General features: G+C 62.8%; 17 protein-coding genes. 6 read left to right on the forward strand and 11 right to left on the reverse strand.

Features of this window, described 5'->3' with window-relative positions; all coding sequences use genetic code 11:
- Positions 1–145: 145 nt before the first annotated feature.
- From ACP7DE_RS02490 to ACP7DE_RS02505, 4 genes are all read left to right on the forward strand, one after another.
- A complete protein-coding gene (locus ACP7DE_RS02490; RefSeq protein WP_426070590.1) occupies positions 146–2,389 on the forward strand; it encodes a PhoX family protein in 2,244 nt (747 codons plus the stop codon).
- A gap of 220 nt (positions 2,390–2,609) precedes the next feature.
- Complete coding sequence (ribA, locus tag ACP7DE_RS02495; protein ID WP_426070591.1) at positions 2,610–3,263, forward strand: GTP cyclohydrolase II; 654 nt, start codon at positions 2,610–2,612, stop codon at positions 3,261–3,263.
- Between the two features lie 74 nt (positions 3,264–3,337).
- Positions 3,338–4,741 carry a S1 family peptidase gene (locus ACP7DE_RS02500; protein ID WP_426070592.1) on the forward strand — a complete coding sequence of 468 codons (1,404 nt, stop codon included), beginning with the start codon at positions 3,338–3,340 and terminating at the stop codon, positions 4,739–4,741.
- On the forward strand, positions 4,738–5,718 hold the full coding sequence (locus tag ACP7DE_RS02505; protein ID WP_426070593.1) for an FHA domain-containing protein: 981 nt from the start codon (positions 4,738–4,740) through the stop codon (positions 5,716–5,718). Before ACP7DE_RS02500 ends, ACP7DE_RS02505 begins: the two co-directional genes overlap by 4 nt.
- 93 nt (positions 5,719–5,811) lie before the next feature.
- Here the strand turns inward: ACP7DE_RS02505 and ACP7DE_RS02510 are convergent, their stop codons facing one another.
- A complete protein-coding gene (locus ACP7DE_RS02510; RefSeq protein ID WP_426070594.1) occupies positions 5,812–6,468 on the reverse strand; it encodes a CCXG family PEP-CTERM protein in 657 nt (218 codons plus the stop codon).
- A gap of 529 nt (positions 6,469–6,997) precedes the next feature.
- On the opposite strand from ACP7DE_RS02510, the gene ACP7DE_RS02515 reads away from it, so the two are divergent.
- Positions 6,998–7,336 carry an MmcQ/YjbR family DNA-binding protein gene (locus ACP7DE_RS02515; protein WP_152283168.1) on the forward strand — a complete coding sequence of 113 codons (339 nt, stop codon included), beginning with the start codon at positions 6,998–7,000 and terminating at the stop codon, positions 7,334–7,336.
- Here the strand turns inward: ACP7DE_RS02515 and ACP7DE_RS02520 are convergent, their stop codons facing one another.
- Positions 7,337–7,957: a TetR/AcrR family transcriptional regulator gene (locus tag ACP7DE_RS02520; protein WP_426070595.1), complete on the reverse strand. Its 621-nt coding sequence runs from the start codon at positions 7,955–7,957 to the stop codon at positions 7,337–7,339. It lies immediately after the preceding gene.
- Between the two features lie 91 nt (positions 7,958–8,048).
- On the opposite strand from ACP7DE_RS02520, the gene ACP7DE_RS02525 reads away from it, so the two are divergent.
- Positions 8,049–9,284: an MFS transporter gene (locus ACP7DE_RS02525; RefSeq protein ID WP_426070596.1), complete on the forward strand. Its 1,236-nt coding sequence runs from the start codon at positions 8,049–8,051 to the stop codon at positions 9,282–9,284.
- A 173-nt stretch (positions 9,285–9,457) separates the two neighbouring features.
- Here ACP7DE_RS02525 and ACP7DE_RS02530 read toward each other — a convergent pair whose 3' ends face one another.
- The 9 genes from ACP7DE_RS02530 to ACP7DE_RS02570 are packed head-to-tail and all read right to left on the reverse strand — an operon-like array spanning position 9,458 to position 16,965.
- Positions 9,458–9,760 (reverse strand): hypothetical protein, encoded by a 303-nt coding sequence (locus tag ACP7DE_RS02530; protein WP_426070597.1) that lies wholly within the window; start codon positions 9,758–9,760, stop codon positions 9,458–9,460.
- A 57-nt stretch (positions 9,761–9,817) separates the two neighbouring features.
- Positions 9,818–10,981, reverse strand: a complete 1,164-nt coding sequence (locus ACP7DE_RS02535) for a PQQ-dependent sugar dehydrogenase (protein WP_426070598.1) — start codon at positions 10,979–10,981, stop codon at positions 9,818–9,820.
- 35 nt (positions 10,982–11,016) lie between these two features.
- Positions 11,017–11,520 carry a 2-C-methyl-D-erythritol 2,4-cyclodiphosphate synthase gene (gene ispF / locus ACP7DE_RS02540; protein ID WP_426070599.1) on the reverse strand — a complete coding sequence of 168 codons (504 nt, stop codon included), beginning with the start codon at positions 11,518–11,520 and terminating at the stop codon, positions 11,017–11,019.
- A 13-nt stretch (positions 11,521–11,533) separates the two neighbouring features.
- A complete protein-coding gene (gene ispD, locus ACP7DE_RS02545) occupies positions 11,534–12,265 on the reverse strand; it encodes a 2-C-methyl-D-erythritol 4-phosphate cytidylyltransferase (protein WP_426070600.1) in 732 nt (243 codons plus the stop codon).
- Between the two features lie 20 nt (positions 12,266–12,285).
- Entirely contained in the window at positions 12,286–12,981 is a 696-nt protein-coding gene (locus ACP7DE_RS02550; RefSeq protein ID WP_426070601.1) for a hypothetical protein, read from the reverse strand.
- An 8-nt stretch (positions 12,982–12,989) separates the two neighbouring features.
- The gene (locus ACP7DE_RS02555; RefSeq protein WP_426070602.1) at positions 12,990–13,562 is read right to left on the reverse strand and encodes an NUDIX domain-containing protein; all 573 of its coding nucleotides are present in this window, start codon (positions 13,560–13,562) and stop codon (positions 12,990–12,992) included.
- Positions 13,563–13,619: 57 nt separating this feature from the next.
- Positions 13,620–13,943 (reverse strand): DUF2818 family protein, encoded by a 324-nt coding sequence (locus tag ACP7DE_RS02560; RefSeq protein ID WP_070224104.1) that lies wholly within the window; start codon positions 13,941–13,943, stop codon positions 13,620–13,622.
- A 3-nt stretch (positions 13,944–13,946) separates the two neighbouring features.
- Complete coding sequence (gene nuoN, locus ACP7DE_RS02565; RefSeq protein WP_426070603.1) at positions 13,947–15,449, reverse strand: NADH-quinone oxidoreductase subunit NuoN; 1,503 nt, start codon at positions 15,447–15,449, stop codon at positions 13,947–13,949.
- A gap of 16 nt (positions 15,450–15,465) precedes the next feature.
- Complete coding sequence (locus tag ACP7DE_RS02570) at positions 15,466–16,965, reverse strand: NADH-quinone oxidoreductase subunit M (RefSeq protein ID WP_426070604.1); 1,500 nt, start codon at positions 16,963–16,965, stop codon at positions 15,466–15,468.
- Positions 16,966–16,990 lie beyond the last annotated feature (25 nt).

Here is a 16,990-nt window from a genome sequence, read left to right on the forward strand (position 1 = left end):
CCTGAGCGAACGGGTCCGTCGCGTACGCGGTCCGCCCGCTTGGCAGCCTGTCACCGTATTGTCATCAAGCTGACATCGTGCGGTCACATACACTGATTATCATGCGGTTGCCATTTAATCACGTAACCACAGGACATCGCAGCCCATGAACAAGCCCAACGATCTGGCCATCAGCGCCACCGATCTGAACGACATTGACAGCAACGCGTCCCACGACAACCATTTCAATAGCATCCTGAACGCCCGTCTGAGCCGCCGCAACTGGCTGCGCGGCGGCGCCGTCACGGCCGCTACCGCCGTCATGGGTTCAATGGGCCTGTCCGCTTGCGGCGGCGGCAGCGATGCGGTCGCCGTCACGCCGACACCGACGCCGACACCCGAAAAACTGCTGGCCTTCGCCGCCGTGCCGAAAAGCCTGGCCGACGTCGTGTCGGTGCCGGCCGGCTACACGGCCACGGCCCTGTATGCGCTGGGCGACTCGCTGCGCGCAGCCACGCCAGCCTACAAGAATGACGGCAGCGATACCGATTTCGATAACCGCGCCGGCGACCACCACGACGGCATGGAATACTACGGTCTCTCCGCCGCCGGCGCGCCGCTGGCGTCCGGCGCCGAACGGGGCGTGCTGGCGATGAACCATGAAGCGACCACCGACGAAAAACTGTCCTCGCACTTCCTGCACGTGAATGGCGGCACCACTTCGCTGCCGCGCCCTGCGGCCGAAGTCGACAAGGAAGTGGCCGTCCACGGCCTGAGCGTGGTGGAAGTCAAAAAGACGGGCAGCGCCTGGGCCACCGTCAACGATTCCGCTTTCAACCGCCGCGTCACGCCGCTGACGGACATCGAGATTGCCGGCCCGGTGCGCGGCAACGCCCTCGTAGTGACCAAGTATTCGCCGACCGGCACCAAGACGCGCGGCACCATCAACAACTGCGGCACGGGCAAGTCGCCATGGGGCAGCTACCTCTCGGGCGAAGAAAACTGGGCCGGCTATTTCACGCGCTCGGCCACCGACAATGCGGCGCGCGGCGACAAGTCCGTAGTCTCGCTGAACCGCTATGGCCGCAGCCAGGGCGGCGCCTCGCGCCACGGCTGGGAAACGGGCGGCAGCGACGACAAGTATGCGCGCTGGAACCTGAGCAAGATTGGCGCCTCGACCAACGGCAGCGACGACTACCGCAATGAATTGAATGGCATGGGCTACATCGTCGAGATGGACCCGTACGACAAGACCCGCGCCATCCGCAAGCGCACGGCACTGGGCCGCTACGCGCATGAAAGCGCCGCCTTCAGCGTCCCGACCGTGGGTCAGCAGCTGGCCGTCTACATGGGCGACGATTCGCGCAACGAATACATCTACAAATTTGTCACGACCGCCGCCTGGGCCGCCGCGGACGCCAACCCGGCCGACCGCATGGCCACCGGCGACAAATACCTCGATTCGGGCAAGCTGTACGTGGCCAAGCTGGCCGCCGATGGCACGGGCCAGTGGATCGAGCTGGCCATGTCGAACGCGCTGATCCAGGCATATGGCGCCTACAAGTTCGCCGATCTGGCCGATGTGCTGGTGAATGCCCGCCTGGCGGCCGACGCCGTGGGCGCGACGAAGATGGACCGTCCGGAATGGTGCTCGGTCAACCCGGCCAATGGCGAGATCTACTACACGCTGACCAATAACTCGAACCGCAACGTCAATCCGAGCGGCTCGTCGCAGCTGGTGCCGGACAGCGCCAATCCACGCGCCTACACGGACATGAAAGGCAGCAGCGCGCAGAACGGCAATCCGAACGGCCACATCATCCGCTTCAAGGAAGGTACGGGCGCGGCTGCGGCCACCAGCTTTACCTGGGATGTCTACCTGTTTGGCGCCGAGAGCGGCGCCGACGCCAGCAAGATCAACCTGTCGAACCTGACGGCCGACCAGGATTTCTCGAGCCCGGACGGCCTGGCCTTCAGCCCCTACACCGGCATTTGCTGGATCCAGACCGACGATGGCGCGTACACGGATGTGACCAACTGCATGATGCTGGCGGCCATCCCCGGCAAGGTGGGCGACGGCGCCAAGTCGACCCTGAACTACGCCACGGCGGCCGGCGGCAACCTGGCGGTCGACACCTTCATCGGCAAGAAACCTACCGCCGACACGCTCAAACGCTTCCTGGTGGGGCCGGTCGGCTCGGAAATCACGGGCATCAGCGAAACGCCCGATGGCAAGACCATGTTCATCAACATCCAGCATCCGGGCGAAAGCACGGCGCTGGCGAATATCGGCGATCCATCCAAATACACGAGCCAGTGGCCGGCCAACGCCGGTTATGGCGCCGGCAAGCGTCCCCGCTCGGCCACCATCGTGATCACCAAGAACGACGGCGGACGCATCGGCAGCTGATGATCCGTGCCTGGCGGCGGCATCCGCCAGGCAAAGCCAGCAATTCACCTTGTAAAAGGAGGAAGTGTCCCTAAGTAAGGCTTATCACCAGACATTGCAACTACCGAATGGCAGCCCGGGAAAACGTTTCCCTGCTTTTTGGTATGATGGCAAGGCGCGCCGGCACCGGAGTGGTGTCGCGCGCCTTTTATTTTTGATAATTACTTATATGAGCACAACCATGCAAAGCGGCGCAGACCTCCTGGCGACAGGCGAATTGGATTACACGACTTCCTGCGCACTGCCGACGCCGTGGGCCCAGTTCACCCTGCACGCCTTTGTCGAGCATGCCACTGGCAAGGAACACCTGGCCATGGTGCTGGGCGATATTGGCAACGGCGAACCGGTGCTGGCGCGCGTGCATTCCGAGTGCCTGACGGGCGACGTGCTGTTTTCCCAGCGCTGCGACTGCGGCGCGCAGCTCGAAGGCGCCTTGAAACGCATCGCCGAGGAAGGCCGCGGCATTTTGTTGTACCTGCGCCAGGAAGGGCGTGGCATCGGCCTGATCAACAAGATCCGCGCCTACCGCCTGCAGGAAGCGGGCGCCGACACGGTGCAGGCAAATGAACAGCTGGGTTTCAAGGCCGACGCGCGCAACTACACCTTGTGCAAGCCCATGTTTGCGCAATTCGGCGTTAACAGCCTGCGTTTGATGACGAACAACCCGCGCAAGATCGCCGCGATGGAAGCGCTGGGCATCACGGTGGCCGAACGGGTGCCGCTGCTGGTGAACCGCAACGCCTTCAACCAGCACTACCTGAATACCAAGCAAAGCAAGCTCGGTCACATGATGACGCCGGAAACGGCGCCGGCGCTGGAAGACGGCGCCCTGTAATCCCCCTGGCTGGCGCAACGCGTGCACGATGCTGCGCCGGGTCGGCCTCGCTCCTGCTCACGCACAAAGGATGCATGAAATTATCTAACTTCGCCTTTTTGCTGGCCAGCCTGTGCGCTGCCGCTGGCGCACACGCGGCCCCGGCGCCTACGCCAGCCGCGGCCCCCACCGCTTCGACTCCCCCCGCCAAACCGCCGCCGGCCACCGCCGCGCCCGCCGCCACCGAACATGCGGCCCTGCCACCGCCCTCGTCGGCCGCGCAAAAGCTGTACACGGCCGCGCGCGCCGACATCCTGCAAGTGCGCGTGCTGCTGAAAAACGGCCGCACGCAGTCGTCGGTCGGCTCGGGCTTTTTGATCGGCACGGGCGACCTAGTGGTGAGCAACTATCACGTGGTCTCCCAATTCGCGCTCGACCCCGATACCTACGTGGGCGAATGGGTCGATACCAGCGGCCAGCGGGGCAATGTGGAATTGCTCGCGGTCGACGTGCTGCACGACCTGGCCGTGCTGCGCGTGAACCGCCACGGCACGGGTTTCTTCAAGATGCCCGAGCCGCTGGCGCCCCTGACACAGGGGCAATACCTGTATTCGATGGGCAATCCGCTGGACCTGGGCTTCGCCATCTCGGAAGGCTCGTACAACGGCGTCGTCACGCGCAGCTTCTACGACCAGCTGATGTTTACGGGACCGATCAATGCCGGCATGAGCGGCGGCCCCAGCGTGACGGCCAGCGGCGACGTGGCCGGTGTGAATGTCTCGAAGCGCCTCGATGGCGAACTCGTCAGTTTTCTCGTTCCCGCCCGCTATGCCCAGCAATTGCTGGCCAAAGTCGCCCTGCAAGGCAAGCCGCCGAAAGACTTCAAACCGCTGGTGACGGCGCAGTTGCTGGCGCACCAGGACCTCATGCTGGCGCGCCTGCTCGACACGCCCTTGAGCCTGAAAGCCATGGGCCCGTACCGCGTGCCCGTGCGCGAATCGGACCAGATGCGCTGCTGGGGCCGCTCTAACGTCAAGTCCGACAAGCCCTACATGCTCGACAACACCAGCTGCGCCATGGAATCGGCCATTTTTATTTCCGGCGCCCTGCAGACGGGGCAAGTGTCGATGCGCCACGAATTCCTGCGCAGCAGCGAACTGGGCGCACTGCGCTTTTCCGAGCTGGCCAGCGCCTCGTTCAAGAATGAAAGTGTCGGCAGCTACAAGAGCGTGCACCTGACGGGGCCACAATGCACCGAACAGTTCGTCAAGAATGTCTCTCTGCACCTGCGCGCCGTCCTGTGCGTGCGTGCCTACCGCAAGTTTACCGGCCTGTACGACTTTGCCCTGCTGGCCGCCAGCACCGATGAGCCAGTCATGAGCCTGCAAAGCCGCATCGACGCGCGCGGCGTGTCCTACGCCAACGGCATGCGCGTCACGCGCACCTTCCTCGAAGCGCTGTCGCGCGCCCCATCCACCAGCGGGACGCGCAAGCCATGACAGCGCCGTACTTCATCGAAATCCTCGCCGAGAATGGCGAAGTGCAGCAACGCCGGCGCATCGCCACCTTGCCGATTCGCATCGGCCGCGGCTACGATAACGACTTTATCGTCGACGACGCGCATACAGCCGCCCGGCACGCCATCGTCGAGGACGATGGCCAAGGCGGCCTGCTGCTGCGCGACCTGGGCAGCCAGAATGGCGTGATCCACCGGGGACAACGGCAACTGCAAGTGGCCTTGAACGGCAACAGCATCGTGCGCCTGGGCCACACGCGCCTGCGCGTGCGCGCCAGCGACCACCCTATTGCGCCCGAACTGAGCGACACCACCAGGCACGACTGGGAAGGCTTGCGCCCCGCCGTCGCCGGCCTGGCCATGATCGGCGCCTCGGCAGCCTTCAGCAACTGGCTCGGCGACGCGGAAGCCTTCGACCCGATTTCCTACCTGATGATCATCGCCTACGCGCTGGCCGGCGGCCTCGTGTGGGCGTCGATCTGGGCAGTGGCAAACCGCCTGTTCGGCCATGTGGCGCGCTTCGGCCGCCACCTGTTCATCATCGGCTGCGGCTTGCTGGCCATGGAAGTGTGGGAACTGGGCAGCAATGTGGCGGCGTATGCGCTGTCGCTGGAAGTGCTGACGCGCTACGGGCGGCATATATTCATCGTCATCGTCTGCACCATGATCTACTACCACTTGTGCACGATCAAGCCTCAGCACCCGCGCCGCTTCGGCCTCGTCGCCGTCGTGCTGGCCAGCATTGGCTCGACGCTGATCCTGCTGAGCAACCTGCAGACCAGCGGCCGCCTGGCCGACGAGGCGTACATGTCGGTGATCTACCCGCCGACCTTGCGTTTAGTCGCGGATCACACGACAGAGGCTTTCTTCCGCGATGCGGCCGGCCTGCAGCGCGCCGTCGACGCCGAGCGCGGCAAGGCGGCCAAGGGGGCCGACGAAGACGAAGACAGCGGCGATTAAGACGCCAATACGCAAAAAGCCCGCCGTGTCATCGCAGACCGGCGGGCTTTTTTATCGCGCGCTTGCAGGCGCACGCACGTACGTCATGGCAACTTAGAACTTGGCTTCCTGCTTGCGGCGCGCCGTAAAGCCCAGCAAGCCCAGGCCGATCAGCAGCATGGCGTAGGTGGTTGGCTCAGGGACGGCCGAAATCAAGCCATCGGAAGTGCTGAAGCTGGTGAAGTTCTTGTTGCCGATTTTGAACTGCGCTTGCTGGCCGCCATCGCAGCAGCCTTCCAGGCCATAGATGCTCAGCGTGTGATTGCCGGCCGACAGGGAGCTCGAACCGCTGAAGAACTGGCTACCATTGTTGTAGTTGCCTGCCCACCACATGTCATTGCTCTTGAAGTCCAGCGCCACGCCGTCGAGGAACAGGGCGCCGCCCTTGCCGAAGTCGACGCCGCTACGAAAGCTCCAGGCGCCCGCATTGGCCGCGCTGACGCCGAAGTTGATGGTCGATTTGAAAGCGATATTCGAACCACTGCCAAACAGGCTGCTGTTATCGACGTTGTTATAGCTGGCGACCGAGGTCGAACCATAACCGGCGCCCGGCGTAGCCACGGCGGCATTCACTACGGACTGGTAGGCGGCGGCGGAAGCTTGCGCGCCAGCGTTCGAGTAGCCGGTGGAGAGAGTGATGGTGCTGGCGTTCGCGTGGGCAAACACACCGACAGCGATCAGGGACAAGGCGATTTTAGGCAAGTTTTTCATGATGATATCCAGTAAGTAAGTATTCAGTGGGCGCAGCAAGGGGCGCTGGCGCTGAATACACGCTGCATTGAGGCGTGTCGGCGTAGCGCGCTAGTAATTGCAGAAATGAGCGGTCGGTGGCGTAGACTTCCGCGTGAAAGTGCGGACTTGCAGCATGCCATTGCGGCACTGCAAGCGTCCTGGAAAGGGTTCGGGTTCCCGGGACAAAACCAGACAGTTGACGGGTCAGGTAAGACGATGGATGTATTCTATCTTAAATTCCCTGGAAGAAAAGTATTTTTCTTTTAACCATGAAAGATATTTTTCTAGCAAGCACCTTCCCGGTGCGGGAAAAAGTGCCGCCTCTCACTCTGGCGCACTGGCCATACGCCCGTATCGGTGGCGCTTGGCGTGTCGCGGCAGCACCACAGACCAGTCCGCCACTGTCGCATCTTGCGCATTTCTTTTCGCATGCCGCTGCACCACGCGGTGAAACAGCATGGCAAAATGCAGTCATGCAGCTATCTGTCCGATGAGGAGGAAAGAGGAAATGGTCGACCTGGAAGAACTACGCTATCTGGCACTGTCGTTTCCCGACGCCACCGAGGAAGAACACCACGACCGTCCAGCCTTCCGCGTGGGCGGGAAGATCTTTGCCACCCTGCCCGACGACGAGCACATCAACGTGCTGCTCGATGCGGAAGCGGCGCATATCGCCACGGTCATCACGCCGTCCGGCTGCGAAAAACTGTGGTGGGGCGAACGGCTGGCCGGCATCACGGTGCGCCTGGCGGACGCCGAACTGGACATGCTGGCCGCCGCCTTGACGGCCGCCTGGCGGCGCAAGGCGCCCAGCGACCTGGCCAAGACCATCGCCCCGAGCGGGTAGTTACAGCGGCCAATTGCGTAGCAGCAATCCCACCATCTGCTGCAATTGCTCGCGCGACACTCCCGCCGCCGCCTGGATGGCCATGCCCTGCGACAGGGTCACGACAAAGCGCGCCTGCTGCTCCGGGCAGGAATCGGGCGGCAAGTCACCCTCCTCCTTGGCGCGCCGCAAGCGGTCGCGCAACTTGATCTCACCGCGCAGCCGACGCGCAAACAATTCATCGCGGATCGGCAAGGCATCGTCGCTGCAGGCGAGCGCCGCATTGACTCCCATGCAGCCGTGCGGACCATCGGGCATGGTTTGCGCGTCGACGTACTGCGTCAGCAAGGCTTGCACCACCTGGCGCGCTGTCGGCTGTTCCAGCGCCGCATCGAAAAACTGCATGCGTGTGTCACTGTAGCGCTCGAGCGCCTTGTGGAACAGCTGCTCCTTGTTGCCGAAGACGGCATACAGGCTGGGCCGGTTCATGCCCATGGCCTTCGTCAATTCCGGCAGGGAACTGCCCTCGTAGCCTTTTTCCCAGAATACTTTCATGGCGCAATCGAGCGCCTGGTCCGCGTCGAAGGTGCGTGGCCGGCCCGTTTTCGCCTTGACCGCTTGCTCTTTTTTATCTTGTTTCATACCGTTCGGTAAAAAATTATTGACAACAATGCTTGCCTGCCCTGATTATATACCGACCGGTTAAAAACCTCCCGGCTTTTCAGGACCTCCCATGCAAACACCACCTGCTTCCCCCACCGCCCCGGCGGCCGCCAGCGACGATACCACCGTGGCGCCCTGGCTGGCCGTCTTATCGGTCGGCATCGGCGCCTTCGCCCTCGTCACGTCCGAATTCCTGCCCGTCGGGCTGCTGCCGGCCATGGCGGCCGAACTGGCCATCAGCAAGGGCCAGGCGGGACTGATGATCACCACGCCCGGCATCGTTGCCGCGTTTGCCGCCATCTTCGTGACCGTCGGCTCGGGCCGCCTGGACCGCCGCATCGTGCTGCTGGCACTCACCGCCCTGCTGGTCGCATCGAACCTGCTGGTGGCGCTGGCCCCCTCGTATACCTGGATACTGCTGGGCCGCGCCATGCTGGGCGTGGGCGTGGGCGGCTTCTGGGCCATCGGCAGCGCCATCGGCCCGCGCCTGGTGGCGCCGCAGCATGCATCGCGCGCCATGTCCATCATCTTCGCCGGCGTCTCGCTGGGCACGGTGGCGGGCGTGCCAGCCGGCGCACTGGTGGGCGAGCTGATCGGCTGGCGCGTGGCTTTCGGCGCAGCCAGCGCCATTGCCGTGCTGGTCTTTATCGGCCAGCTATTGCTGCTGCCCAAGCTGCCGCCGACACAGGCCATCCGCTTGCGCCAGTTGCCGATGATTTTCGGCATCCGCAAGGCCAGGCTGGGCCTGATCGCCACGGCCATGCTCTTCACGGGCCAGTTCGCCGCCTACACGTATATCGCGCCGTTCCTCACGCAAGTTTCGCACCTGGCGGCCGGCACGGTCAGCGCCATGCTGCTGGTGTACGGTGCTTCCGGTTTCATTGGCAACCTGGTGGGCGGCTGGGCCGCCGGCCGCTACGAACGGGCCGCGCTGATGCTGACGGGCGCCGTGCTGGGCTTGTCCACCCTGGCCCTGGCCGCGCTCGGCAGCCATGCACTCACCGCCATGCTGCTGGTGGCCGTGTGGGGCTTCGGTTTCGGCGCCATGCCGATCGCCGTGCAGACGTGGATGTTCAAGGCCGCGCCACACTTAATGGAAGGCAGCAGCGCGCTGTTTGTTGCCATTGTACAAGTGTCGCTGGCGTCCGGTGCCTTGCTCGGTGGCATGGCGGTCGACCGCTTGGGTGTGTCTAGCGCGATGGTGGTCGGTGGCCTGTTCGCCCTCGGCTGCGCCTTGACGATCGCGCTCTTCGGCAAGCAGCAAGCCAGCGCCAAGGCGGGCGCCGGCGCGGTCTGCGAGGCCTAAGTAACCCCCAATAAATTATTGTGTTTTCTGACTTCCATAACCGGCGCTGTGCGGTGTTGCCCGCAGCTAGCAGTGCTCGCACTGCGTCGCTGCAGGCGCCTTGCACAGCATCCGGTTCTGTTCGTCATAAATTCACAATAATTTCCCGAGGATTACTTAGCAAGGCAGTCGGTTCAGATGCGGCCGCGGCGAAATTCGCCGAGGAATTTCCTCACTTCGGCCGGCGTCATTACCACGTCTGCATCGCCATGATACGCATACAGGAAGGGTGTGCCGCCCAGGCGGTCCGTCAGCTTGGCAAAGAGTAAAAAACGGCTGCCCAGCGGGTAACGCTGCAGGTCGACCAGGCGGCGCGAACACTGCACGGCCAGTTCGGGCGAAAAAGCCTGGCCCGGCACCGGGCGGATTTCCACGCGGCCATGGATGGCGCGCGATTCGACGGCGACGTGCCGGTATGCATAAGTATCACGGGCCATGCCGCCACCTTGAATGTAGTAAAGGCGCCATCTTAAGCGAAGACGGCGCCTGCCGTGCTACTGCGCCACGATGCGCAGCAAGCGGCCGTTGTCTTCATCGGTCAGCGCGTACAGGTAGCCGTCCGGCCCCTGGCGCACGTCGCGCACGCGCGCGCCGATGGCCAGACGGTCCTGCCCCGTCACCTTGCCATTCGCGTCGACGGCGATGCGGCGGATATCCTTGGCCGCCAGGCCGCCGCTGAAGATGCTGCCGCGCCAGGCGGCGATCTTGTCGCCCGTGTAGACGGCCAGCCCTGACGGGGCCGGCGACGGCACCCAGGCCACGCTGGGATTGCGCATGCCCGGCACCTCATGCTGGCCAATGGGCTCATGCGTCTTGTAGTCGGCGCCATAGCTTTGCAGGGGCCAGCCATAGTTGCCGCCCGCGACTACCAGGTTCATCTCGTCGCCGCCATACGGACCGTGTTCCGTGGCCCACACGCGACCGGAAACAGGATCGAGCGCCAGGCCCTGCACATTGCGGTGGCCGTACGACCAGATTTCCGGCAAGGCCCCCTTGGCCGCCAGCGGATTGCCGGGCGCCGGCTTGCCCTCTTCCGTCAGGCGCAGGATGGAACCCTGGTGCGTGGCCAGGTTCTGCGCCTGCTCGCGCGCCAAGCGGTCGCCGATGCGCAGCGGCGGATTGCCACCGTCGGCCACACTCATCAGCAAAGTGCCATCCGGCAGCCACAGCAGGCGCGAACCGAAGTGCTGGCCACCGCTCTTGTCCGTGGCAACCTTGAACAGGGTCTGGATGCCCGTCACCTTCTTGCCGTCGAACACGCCACGCACCAGGGTCGTGCGATTCGCGTCATTCGTGCCCGTCGATACCGTCATGTAGACTCTTGGCGCGGCCTTGCCCGCATCCTGCGGATGAATAACGATATCGAGCAAGCCGCCCTGCCCGCCGGTAAACACTTTGGGCATGCCTTCCAGCGCCACATCCTCAAATTTCTTGCCATTCAGCAGATGCAATGTCCCCTGCTTGCTGGTGACCAGCGCGCGTCCCTCGCCCAGCCAGGCGATGCCCCACGGCTGGCGCACGCCCTGCGCGACAGTCTCGGCCTTCCAGCCCTGTTTGGCGGCGGGCGGCTCGCCCGTGGCTTGCAGTTCGGCCCAGGCCGATGGTGCGGCGGCCAATGTCAATGCAAGCAAGATGCTGGTGCGGCGTAACTGGAACATGCTCTCTCCTGTCTGTGGATGATGCGAAGGTGGGATCAGGCGCGCAGCAGCAAGGCCACGGCTTCAGCCGCGATGCCTTCTTCCCGGCCCAGGTAGCCTAGTTTTTCATTCGTCTTGGCCTTGATATTGACCTGGCCCAAACTCACGCCCAGGTCTTCGGCCACGTTCGCGCACATGGCGGCGATGTGTGGCGCCATTTTCGGGCGCTGGGCGATGATGGTAGCGTCGATATTGCCGATGATATAACCGGTGGCTTGCACGCGGCGCGCGGCTTCGCGCAGCAGGGTGCGCGAATCGGCGCCCTTGAATTGCGCATCCGTATCGGGGAAATGGCGGCCGATGTCGCCCAGCGCGGCGGCGCCGAAGATGGCATCCGTGATGGCGTGCAGCAGCACGTCGGCGTCGGAATGGCCGAGCAAACCGAGGTGGTGCGGAATCTTCACGCCGCCGATGATCAGGTCGCGGTGTTCCACCAGCGCGTGGCAGTCATAGCCCTGGCCGATGCGGAACGGTAATACGGGAGTAGTGGTGGTCGTCATGCGGTCTTTCTGTTCAGGATTCAAGGATAGGCCAAGAGTGGGACAAATACAGCTCGGCCGTGTGTATGTCGCGCGGCAAGGTCACCTTCAGGTTGCGCGGGTGGCCTTCGACAAGCCTGGGTGCCAGGCCCAGCGCTTCGACGGCGCTGGCGTCATCCGTGATGGCTTGCGGGTCGGGCGCTTCCGATAATGCCCGGTGCAGCAAGGCGTAGCTGAACATTTGCGGCGTCTGCGCCAGCCACAGGCCCTCACGCGGCACCGTCTGCGCTGACATGGTGGCGGCACCCGTGCCCGGCCCGGCCCGCTTGACGGTATCGACCACGGGCAAGGCCAGCAAGCCGCCGGCCGGGTGCTCACCGACTTCGGTAATGAGCTTTGCAATCAGCGCCGGCGTCAGGCCCGGCCGCGCCGCATCGTGCACCAGCACCTGGTCATGCGCGGCTATGCTGCCTTGCACGGCGTGCAAGCCATTCAGTATGCTTTCCATGCGCGTGGCGCCGCCGCAGCGCAGCACCGTCACGCCCTGCTCCGGCACGACAGTGTCAATCAATCCATCCTCGGCGCTGACGACGACATAGGTGTGCGCAATCAACGGGCTGGCGAGAAAGGCGTCCAGCGCGTGGCGCAGCATGGGTTTGCCGGCGATGGGCAAATACTGCTTGGGACTGCCCGCTTCCATGCGCGCGCCCACGCCGGCGGCGGGGATCAGCGCAAAGTAGCGGACGGTGTTCGGTGCTGCTGTCATGCCATTCCTCATCTAATTGTCTAGTTGGCGGGCGCTGCCTTGCCCATCAGGATGTTCTGGATCTCGCCTTTGCACGCCTTGCCCAGGCGCGCATATTCCTGCGGAGAATCGATGGCCGCCTGCAAGGTTTCCACCTTGCGCATTTCTGCCTTGATATACGGCAACCAGCCCGTGTCGATCTCGCGCGCCAGCGCCGCCTTGGCCGTACCGCTGGGCGCATACAGGGGCCGCGCCTCGAAGCGTTTGGCCAGCGCGGCGCGCACGGTCTTTTCCACGCGCGGCAAATGTTCCATATAGGTTTTCATGTGGCGCAGTTCATGTGCGAGTATCTCATCATACGCGCAGCTGCCGGGGGCAAACTCGCGGCCGATATAGATCACCACGGGCGCATAGGTGAGGGTCACGGTAATCTGCGGCGCCACGCATTCGTAGCCGCTGGCCGGGTCTTGCAGCATGGGGCCGGCCAGAGCGATGGCCACGCGCGAGTCGGTCTTCGTCAATCCCAGCACCCAGGTGTTGGCGCGCGCCGTGCCCTTCATGACGGTCAGCGCCTTGTACGGCAGATGCGTGTCGATGCTGTAGCCGTTCTGCTGCGCCGTCAGCACGGACACCGTCTTGCTGATCGTGTCTTCGCAGCGCACCTGGAACGGCGTGCGCGTCTGCGCCTGCGCACCCAGGGTGACACAGGCAAGCAGCAGGAAAATGGGCAGGCGCATGCGGGGAATCAGGCCGGCTGCCAGGCGCCGCTGGTAATCTTGTCGAGCCAGAAGATGCCGATGACGGTTTTCACATCCGTGATGCTGCCATCCTTGACCCAGTCGAGCAGCTGCGGCACGGTCGCCGTAAACGTTTCCAGGAATTCGCCCTCGTCAAGCTGGCGCTCGCCCGCTACCAGGCCACGCGCCAAAAACAGTTCCAGGTGCTCGTCGGAATAGGCGATGGCGTTATGGATGGTGGAAACGAATTGCCAGTCGCTGGCCGTGTAGCCCGTTTCTTCCAGCAACTCGCGCTGGGCGCAGGCCAGGTGGGCCTCGCCCGCATCAATTTTGCCAGCCGGGAATTCGATGAAGACGCGGTCCAGCGGATAGCGGTACTGGCGTTCCATCAGTACCGTGCCATCGTCTAGCAGCGGCAGGATGACGACGGCGCCCGGGTGCAGGACGAATTCGCGCGCCGTGATCTTGCCGTCAGGCAGGGCAACACGGTCGCGCTGCACGCGCAGGAAACCGCCTTGATAAACGAGCTCGCCATCGACTTTGGTTTCAATCAATTGAGTATCGGTGGATTGGGTATCCATGGAATTCCTTTATTCAATAAAAAACGGCGCCAGAGGCGCCGCTTTCGGAGGGTGATGCTAGCGGCGTTTGCGCAGATAGCGTCCGACAAATCCGGGGAAAGCCAGCACCAGGAACAGACAGCCGGTGATGGCGTAAAACTCCCAGGTCTGCGGGAAACCGTTGCCGATGCGCGCTTCCAGCGCGAACGCCACGGCGCCGACGATGAAGTACAGAATCACCATCTCCAGCAGGCGCAGCGCCAGCGGCTTGCGCCAGCCCTGCTCTGCCTGCGCCGCCTTTTTCAGGGGCACGGCGGCAAACAGTTTCTCGTTCAAGAATGGCAGGTTGGCGCCCAGGATGCCCAGGGCGATTACCAGCCAGCTCGAGGCGGTGACATCCATCGATCAGGACGCCAGGGTCTTGGTGATGGCGGTCGCGCAGGCAGCCAGGATGCTGTTAGGCATCACACCCAACGCCAGCACAAACACGCCGTTCAGGGCCAGCACGATGCGCATGTCGCCATGCACGACCAGCGCGTTGGTGTCCGTCGGCTCGTCGAACCACATCATTTTCACGACGCGCAGGTAGTAGAAAGCACCGATCAGCGAGAACAGCACGGCAGCGATGGTCAGCCACAGCTGGCCCGTGGCCAGCACGGAGGCCAGCACCGAGTACTTGGCCATGAAGCCCATCAGCGGCGGCACGCCGGCCAGCGAGAACATGAACAAGGTCATCACCAACGCGAAGATCGGGCTGCGTTTACCCAGGCCCTTGAAGTCGGCCAGTTCTTCTGCTTCGAAACCATTACGTGCCAGCAACATAATCACGCCAAAGGTACCCAGGGTGGTGAACACGTAGGTGATGACGTAGTACATCGAGGCACCGTAGGCGGTGGCTGCGCCAGCCGCGTTCAGTGTGTTGTTCGGTGCGTCCACGGTGCCCGACAGCAGGCCCAGCAGCACGAAACCCATTTGCGCGATGGTCGAGTACGCCAACATGCGCTTCAGATTGGTTTGCGCGATGGCGGTGAAGTTACCGATGGCCAGCGACATCACGGCCAGTACCAACAGCATTTGCTGCCAGTCATGCGCCATCGGCAGCAAGCCCTCGCCCAACAGACGCAGGGTGATGGCAAACGCGGCCAGTTTCGGCGCGCCGCCCAGCAGCAGGGTCACGGCCGTTGGCGAACCTTGATACACGTCAGGCACCCACATGTGGAATGGCACGACGCCCAGTTTGAAGGCCAGGCCGGCTACCAGGAACACCAGGCCGAAGACCATGATGGTGCCGTTGGTCTTGCCGTTTTCCAGCGCCACGCGCAGTTCGCCCAGGTCCAGCGTGCCGGACGCGCCGTACAGCATCGAGATACCGTACAACATGAAACCGGAAGCCAGCGCGCCCAGGATGAAGTATTTCATGGCCGCTTCCGTGGCCTTGGCGTTGTCACGACGCAAGGCGATCAGTGCGTACAGCGACAGCGACATCAGTTCCAGACCCAGGTAGATGATCAGGAAGTTGTTGGCCGAGATCATGATCATCTGGCCCAGCAGTGCAAACAGGGCCAGCACATAGAACTCGCCGCCCAGGTTACCCGACAGCATATTGCGGTCGGTGGCATAGGCACGCGAGTAGATCAGGGTCAGCGCCACGGCGCCGTACGAGAACAGTTTCAGCAGCTGCGACATCGGGTCCGACACGAACATATTGTGGAAGGTGTAGACGGTGGTGCCCGCGTTGAAGTCGCCCACGGTCAGCAAGGCGCAGCCTGCCAAAGTCAGCAGCGACAGCGCATAGGTGATCGAACGCTTCGCCGCAGGCAAGAACATATCGATCAGCAAGAGCGCCGATGTGGCGATCAGCAGAAAGATTTCCGCGTACAGCGGTACCAGATTAGGTGCATTAGTCATGTTATCGGTCTTCTATTTAAGGCAACTTGCTGATGGCGACATGCTGCAGCAGGTCGGCAACCGAAGTTTGCATCGTGTCGGTGAACGGGGCTGGGTACAGACCCATCACGAGCACGGCGATGGCCAGCACAGCAAGCATGAAGAACTCACGTTTGTTGATGTCGGTCAATTCGGCCACATGCTTGTTCTTGATCTTGCCGAACACCACGCGCTTGGCCATCCACAGCGAGTACGCCGCGCCCCAGATCAGTGCCGTTGCAGCCAGCAAGCCAATCCAGAAGTTGTATTGCACCGCGCCCAGGATCACCATGAACTCGCCGACAAAGCCGGAAGTCGCTGGCAAACCGCAGTTGGCCATCGAAAACAAGACGAAGAAGGCGGCAAATTTCGGCATGCGGTTCACGACGCCGCCGTAGTCGGCGATGTTGCGGGTATGCATGCGGTCATACAGCACGCCGATGCACAGGAACATCGCGCCGGAGATGAAGCCGTGCGAGACCATCTGCACGATACCGCCCTGCACCGAGATGTCGTTGAACATGAAGAAGCCCAGGGTGACAAAACCCATGTGCGCGATCGACGAATAGGCGACCAGTTTTTTCATGTCCGTTTGCACCAGGGCAACCAGACCGATGTAGATGACGGCGATCAACGACAAGGCGATCATGAAGCCCGACAGGTAGTGGCTGGCGTCCGGCGTGATCGGCAGCGAAAACCGCAGGAAACCATACGCGCCCAGTTTCAGCATGATGGCGGCCAGCACGGCGGAACCGCCGGTAGGCGCTTCCACGTGGACGTCCGGCAACCACGTGTGGACGGGGAACATCGGCACTTTCACGGCAAACGCCATCAGGAAGGCCAGGAAGATGAAGATCTGTTCGTTCATCGTCAGCTTGAACGCATGCCAGGCCAGGATGTCGAAGGTGCCCGTCACATTGCGCAGGTAAATGATGGCAACCAGGGTCAGCAGCGAACCGAAGAAGGTGTACAGGAAGAACTTGAATGACGCGTACACGCGGTTCGAGCCGCCCCAGATACCGATGATGATGAACATCGGGATCAGGGTTGCTTCAAAGAAGAAGTAGAACAGCAAGCCGTCCAGCGCGCAAAACACGCCGATCATCAGGCCCGACAGGATCAGGAAGGCACCCATGTACTGGGCGATGCGCTTCTCGATCACTTGCCAAGCGGAAATGACGACGATGACCGTGATGAACGCCGTCAGTGGAATGAACCACAGCGACAGGCCATCGATACCCAGCGAGTACCAGATATTGAAAGTTGCTATCCACGGTGCTTTTTCGACGAATTGCATGCCGTGCGCGGCGTTGTCGAAATGCTGGATCAGCGGCAAGGTGCACAGCATGCTGAGCACGGCGCCAGCCAGCGACAGCCAGCGGGTAAAGCCCGCTTTGCTGTCACGGCCGAGAGCCAGGATCAGGACGCCGCAAATGATCGGCACCCAGATCGACAGACTCAGGTAAGGAGGTAGTGTAGAAATCGTAGACTGCATCATGGTTCTCAGTATTCTTTTATCAGGT

The organism is Janthinobacterium sp. DSP2-3-3, from assembly GCF_049897325.1.
Classification (GTDB): Bacteria; Pseudomonadota; Gammaproteobacteria; order Burkholderiales; family Burkholderiaceae_D; genus Janthinobacterium.

What these genes read in the sequence shown, in the direction of transcription:
- ACP7DE_RS02490 (WP_426070590.1), top strand. Translation starts at nt 146, where the DNA reads ATGAACAAGCCCAACGATCTGGCCATCAGCGCCACCGATCTGAACGAC.
- ribA (WP_426070591.1), top strand. Translation starts at nt 2,610, where the DNA reads ATGCAAAGCGGCGCAGACCTCCTGGCGACAGGCGAATTGGATTACACG.
- ACP7DE_RS02500 (WP_426070592.1), top strand. Translation starts at nt 3,338, where the DNA reads ATGAAATTATCTAACTTCGCCTTTTTGCTGGCCAGCCTGTGCGCTGCC.
- ACP7DE_RS02505 (WP_426070593.1), top strand. Translation starts at nt 4,738, where the DNA reads ATGACAGCGCCGTACTTCATCGAAATCCTCGCCGAGAATGGCGAAGTG.
- ACP7DE_RS02510 (WP_426070594.1), bottom strand. Translation starts at nt 6,468, where the DNA reads ATGAAAAACTTGCCTAAAATCGCCTTGTCCCTGATCGCTGTCGGTGTG.
- ACP7DE_RS02515 (WP_152283168.1), top strand. Translation starts at nt 6,998, where the DNA reads ATGGTCGACCTGGAAGAACTACGCTATCTGGCACTGTCGTTTCCCGAC.
- ACP7DE_RS02520 (WP_426070595.1), bottom strand. Translation starts at nt 7,957, where the DNA reads ATGAAACAAGATAAAAAAGAGCAAGCGGTCAAGGCGAAAACGGGCCGG.
- ACP7DE_RS02525 (WP_426070596.1), top strand. Translation starts at nt 8,049, where the DNA reads ATGCAAACACCACCTGCTTCCCCCACCGCCCCGGCGGCCGCCAGCGAC.
- ACP7DE_RS02530 (WP_426070597.1), bottom strand. Translation starts at nt 9,760, where the DNA reads ATGGCCCGTGATACTTATGCATACCGGCACGTCGCCGTCGAATCGCGC.
- ACP7DE_RS02535 (WP_426070598.1), bottom strand. Translation starts at nt 10,981, where the DNA reads ATGTTCCAGTTACGCCGCACCAGCATCTTGCTTGCATTGACATTGGCC.
- ispF (WP_426070599.1), bottom strand. Translation starts at nt 11,520, where the DNA reads ATGACGACCACCACTACTCCCGTATTACCGTTCCGCATCGGCCAGGGC.
- ispD (WP_426070600.1), bottom strand. Translation starts at nt 12,265, where the DNA reads ATGACAGCAGCACCGAACACCGTCCGCTACTTTGCGCTGATCCCCGCC.
- ACP7DE_RS02550 (WP_426070601.1), bottom strand. Translation starts at nt 12,981, where the DNA reads ATGCGCCTGCCCATTTTCCTGCTGCTTGCCTGTGTCACCCTGGGTGCG.
- ACP7DE_RS02555 (WP_426070602.1), bottom strand. Translation starts at nt 13,562, where the DNA reads ATGGATACCCAATCCACCGATACTCAATTGATTGAAACCAAAGTCGAT.
- ACP7DE_RS02560 (WP_070224104.1), bottom strand. Translation starts at nt 13,943, where the DNA reads ATGGATGTCACCGCCTCGAGCTGGCTGGTAATCGCCCTGGGCATCCTG.
- nuoN (WP_426070603.1), bottom strand. Translation starts at nt 15,449, where the DNA reads ATGACTAATGCACCTAATCTGGTACCGCTGTACGCGGAAATCTTTCTG.
- ACP7DE_RS02570 (WP_426070604.1), bottom strand. Translation starts at nt 16,965, where the DNA reads ATGATGCAGTCTACGATTTCTACACTACCTCCTTACCTGAGTCTGTCG.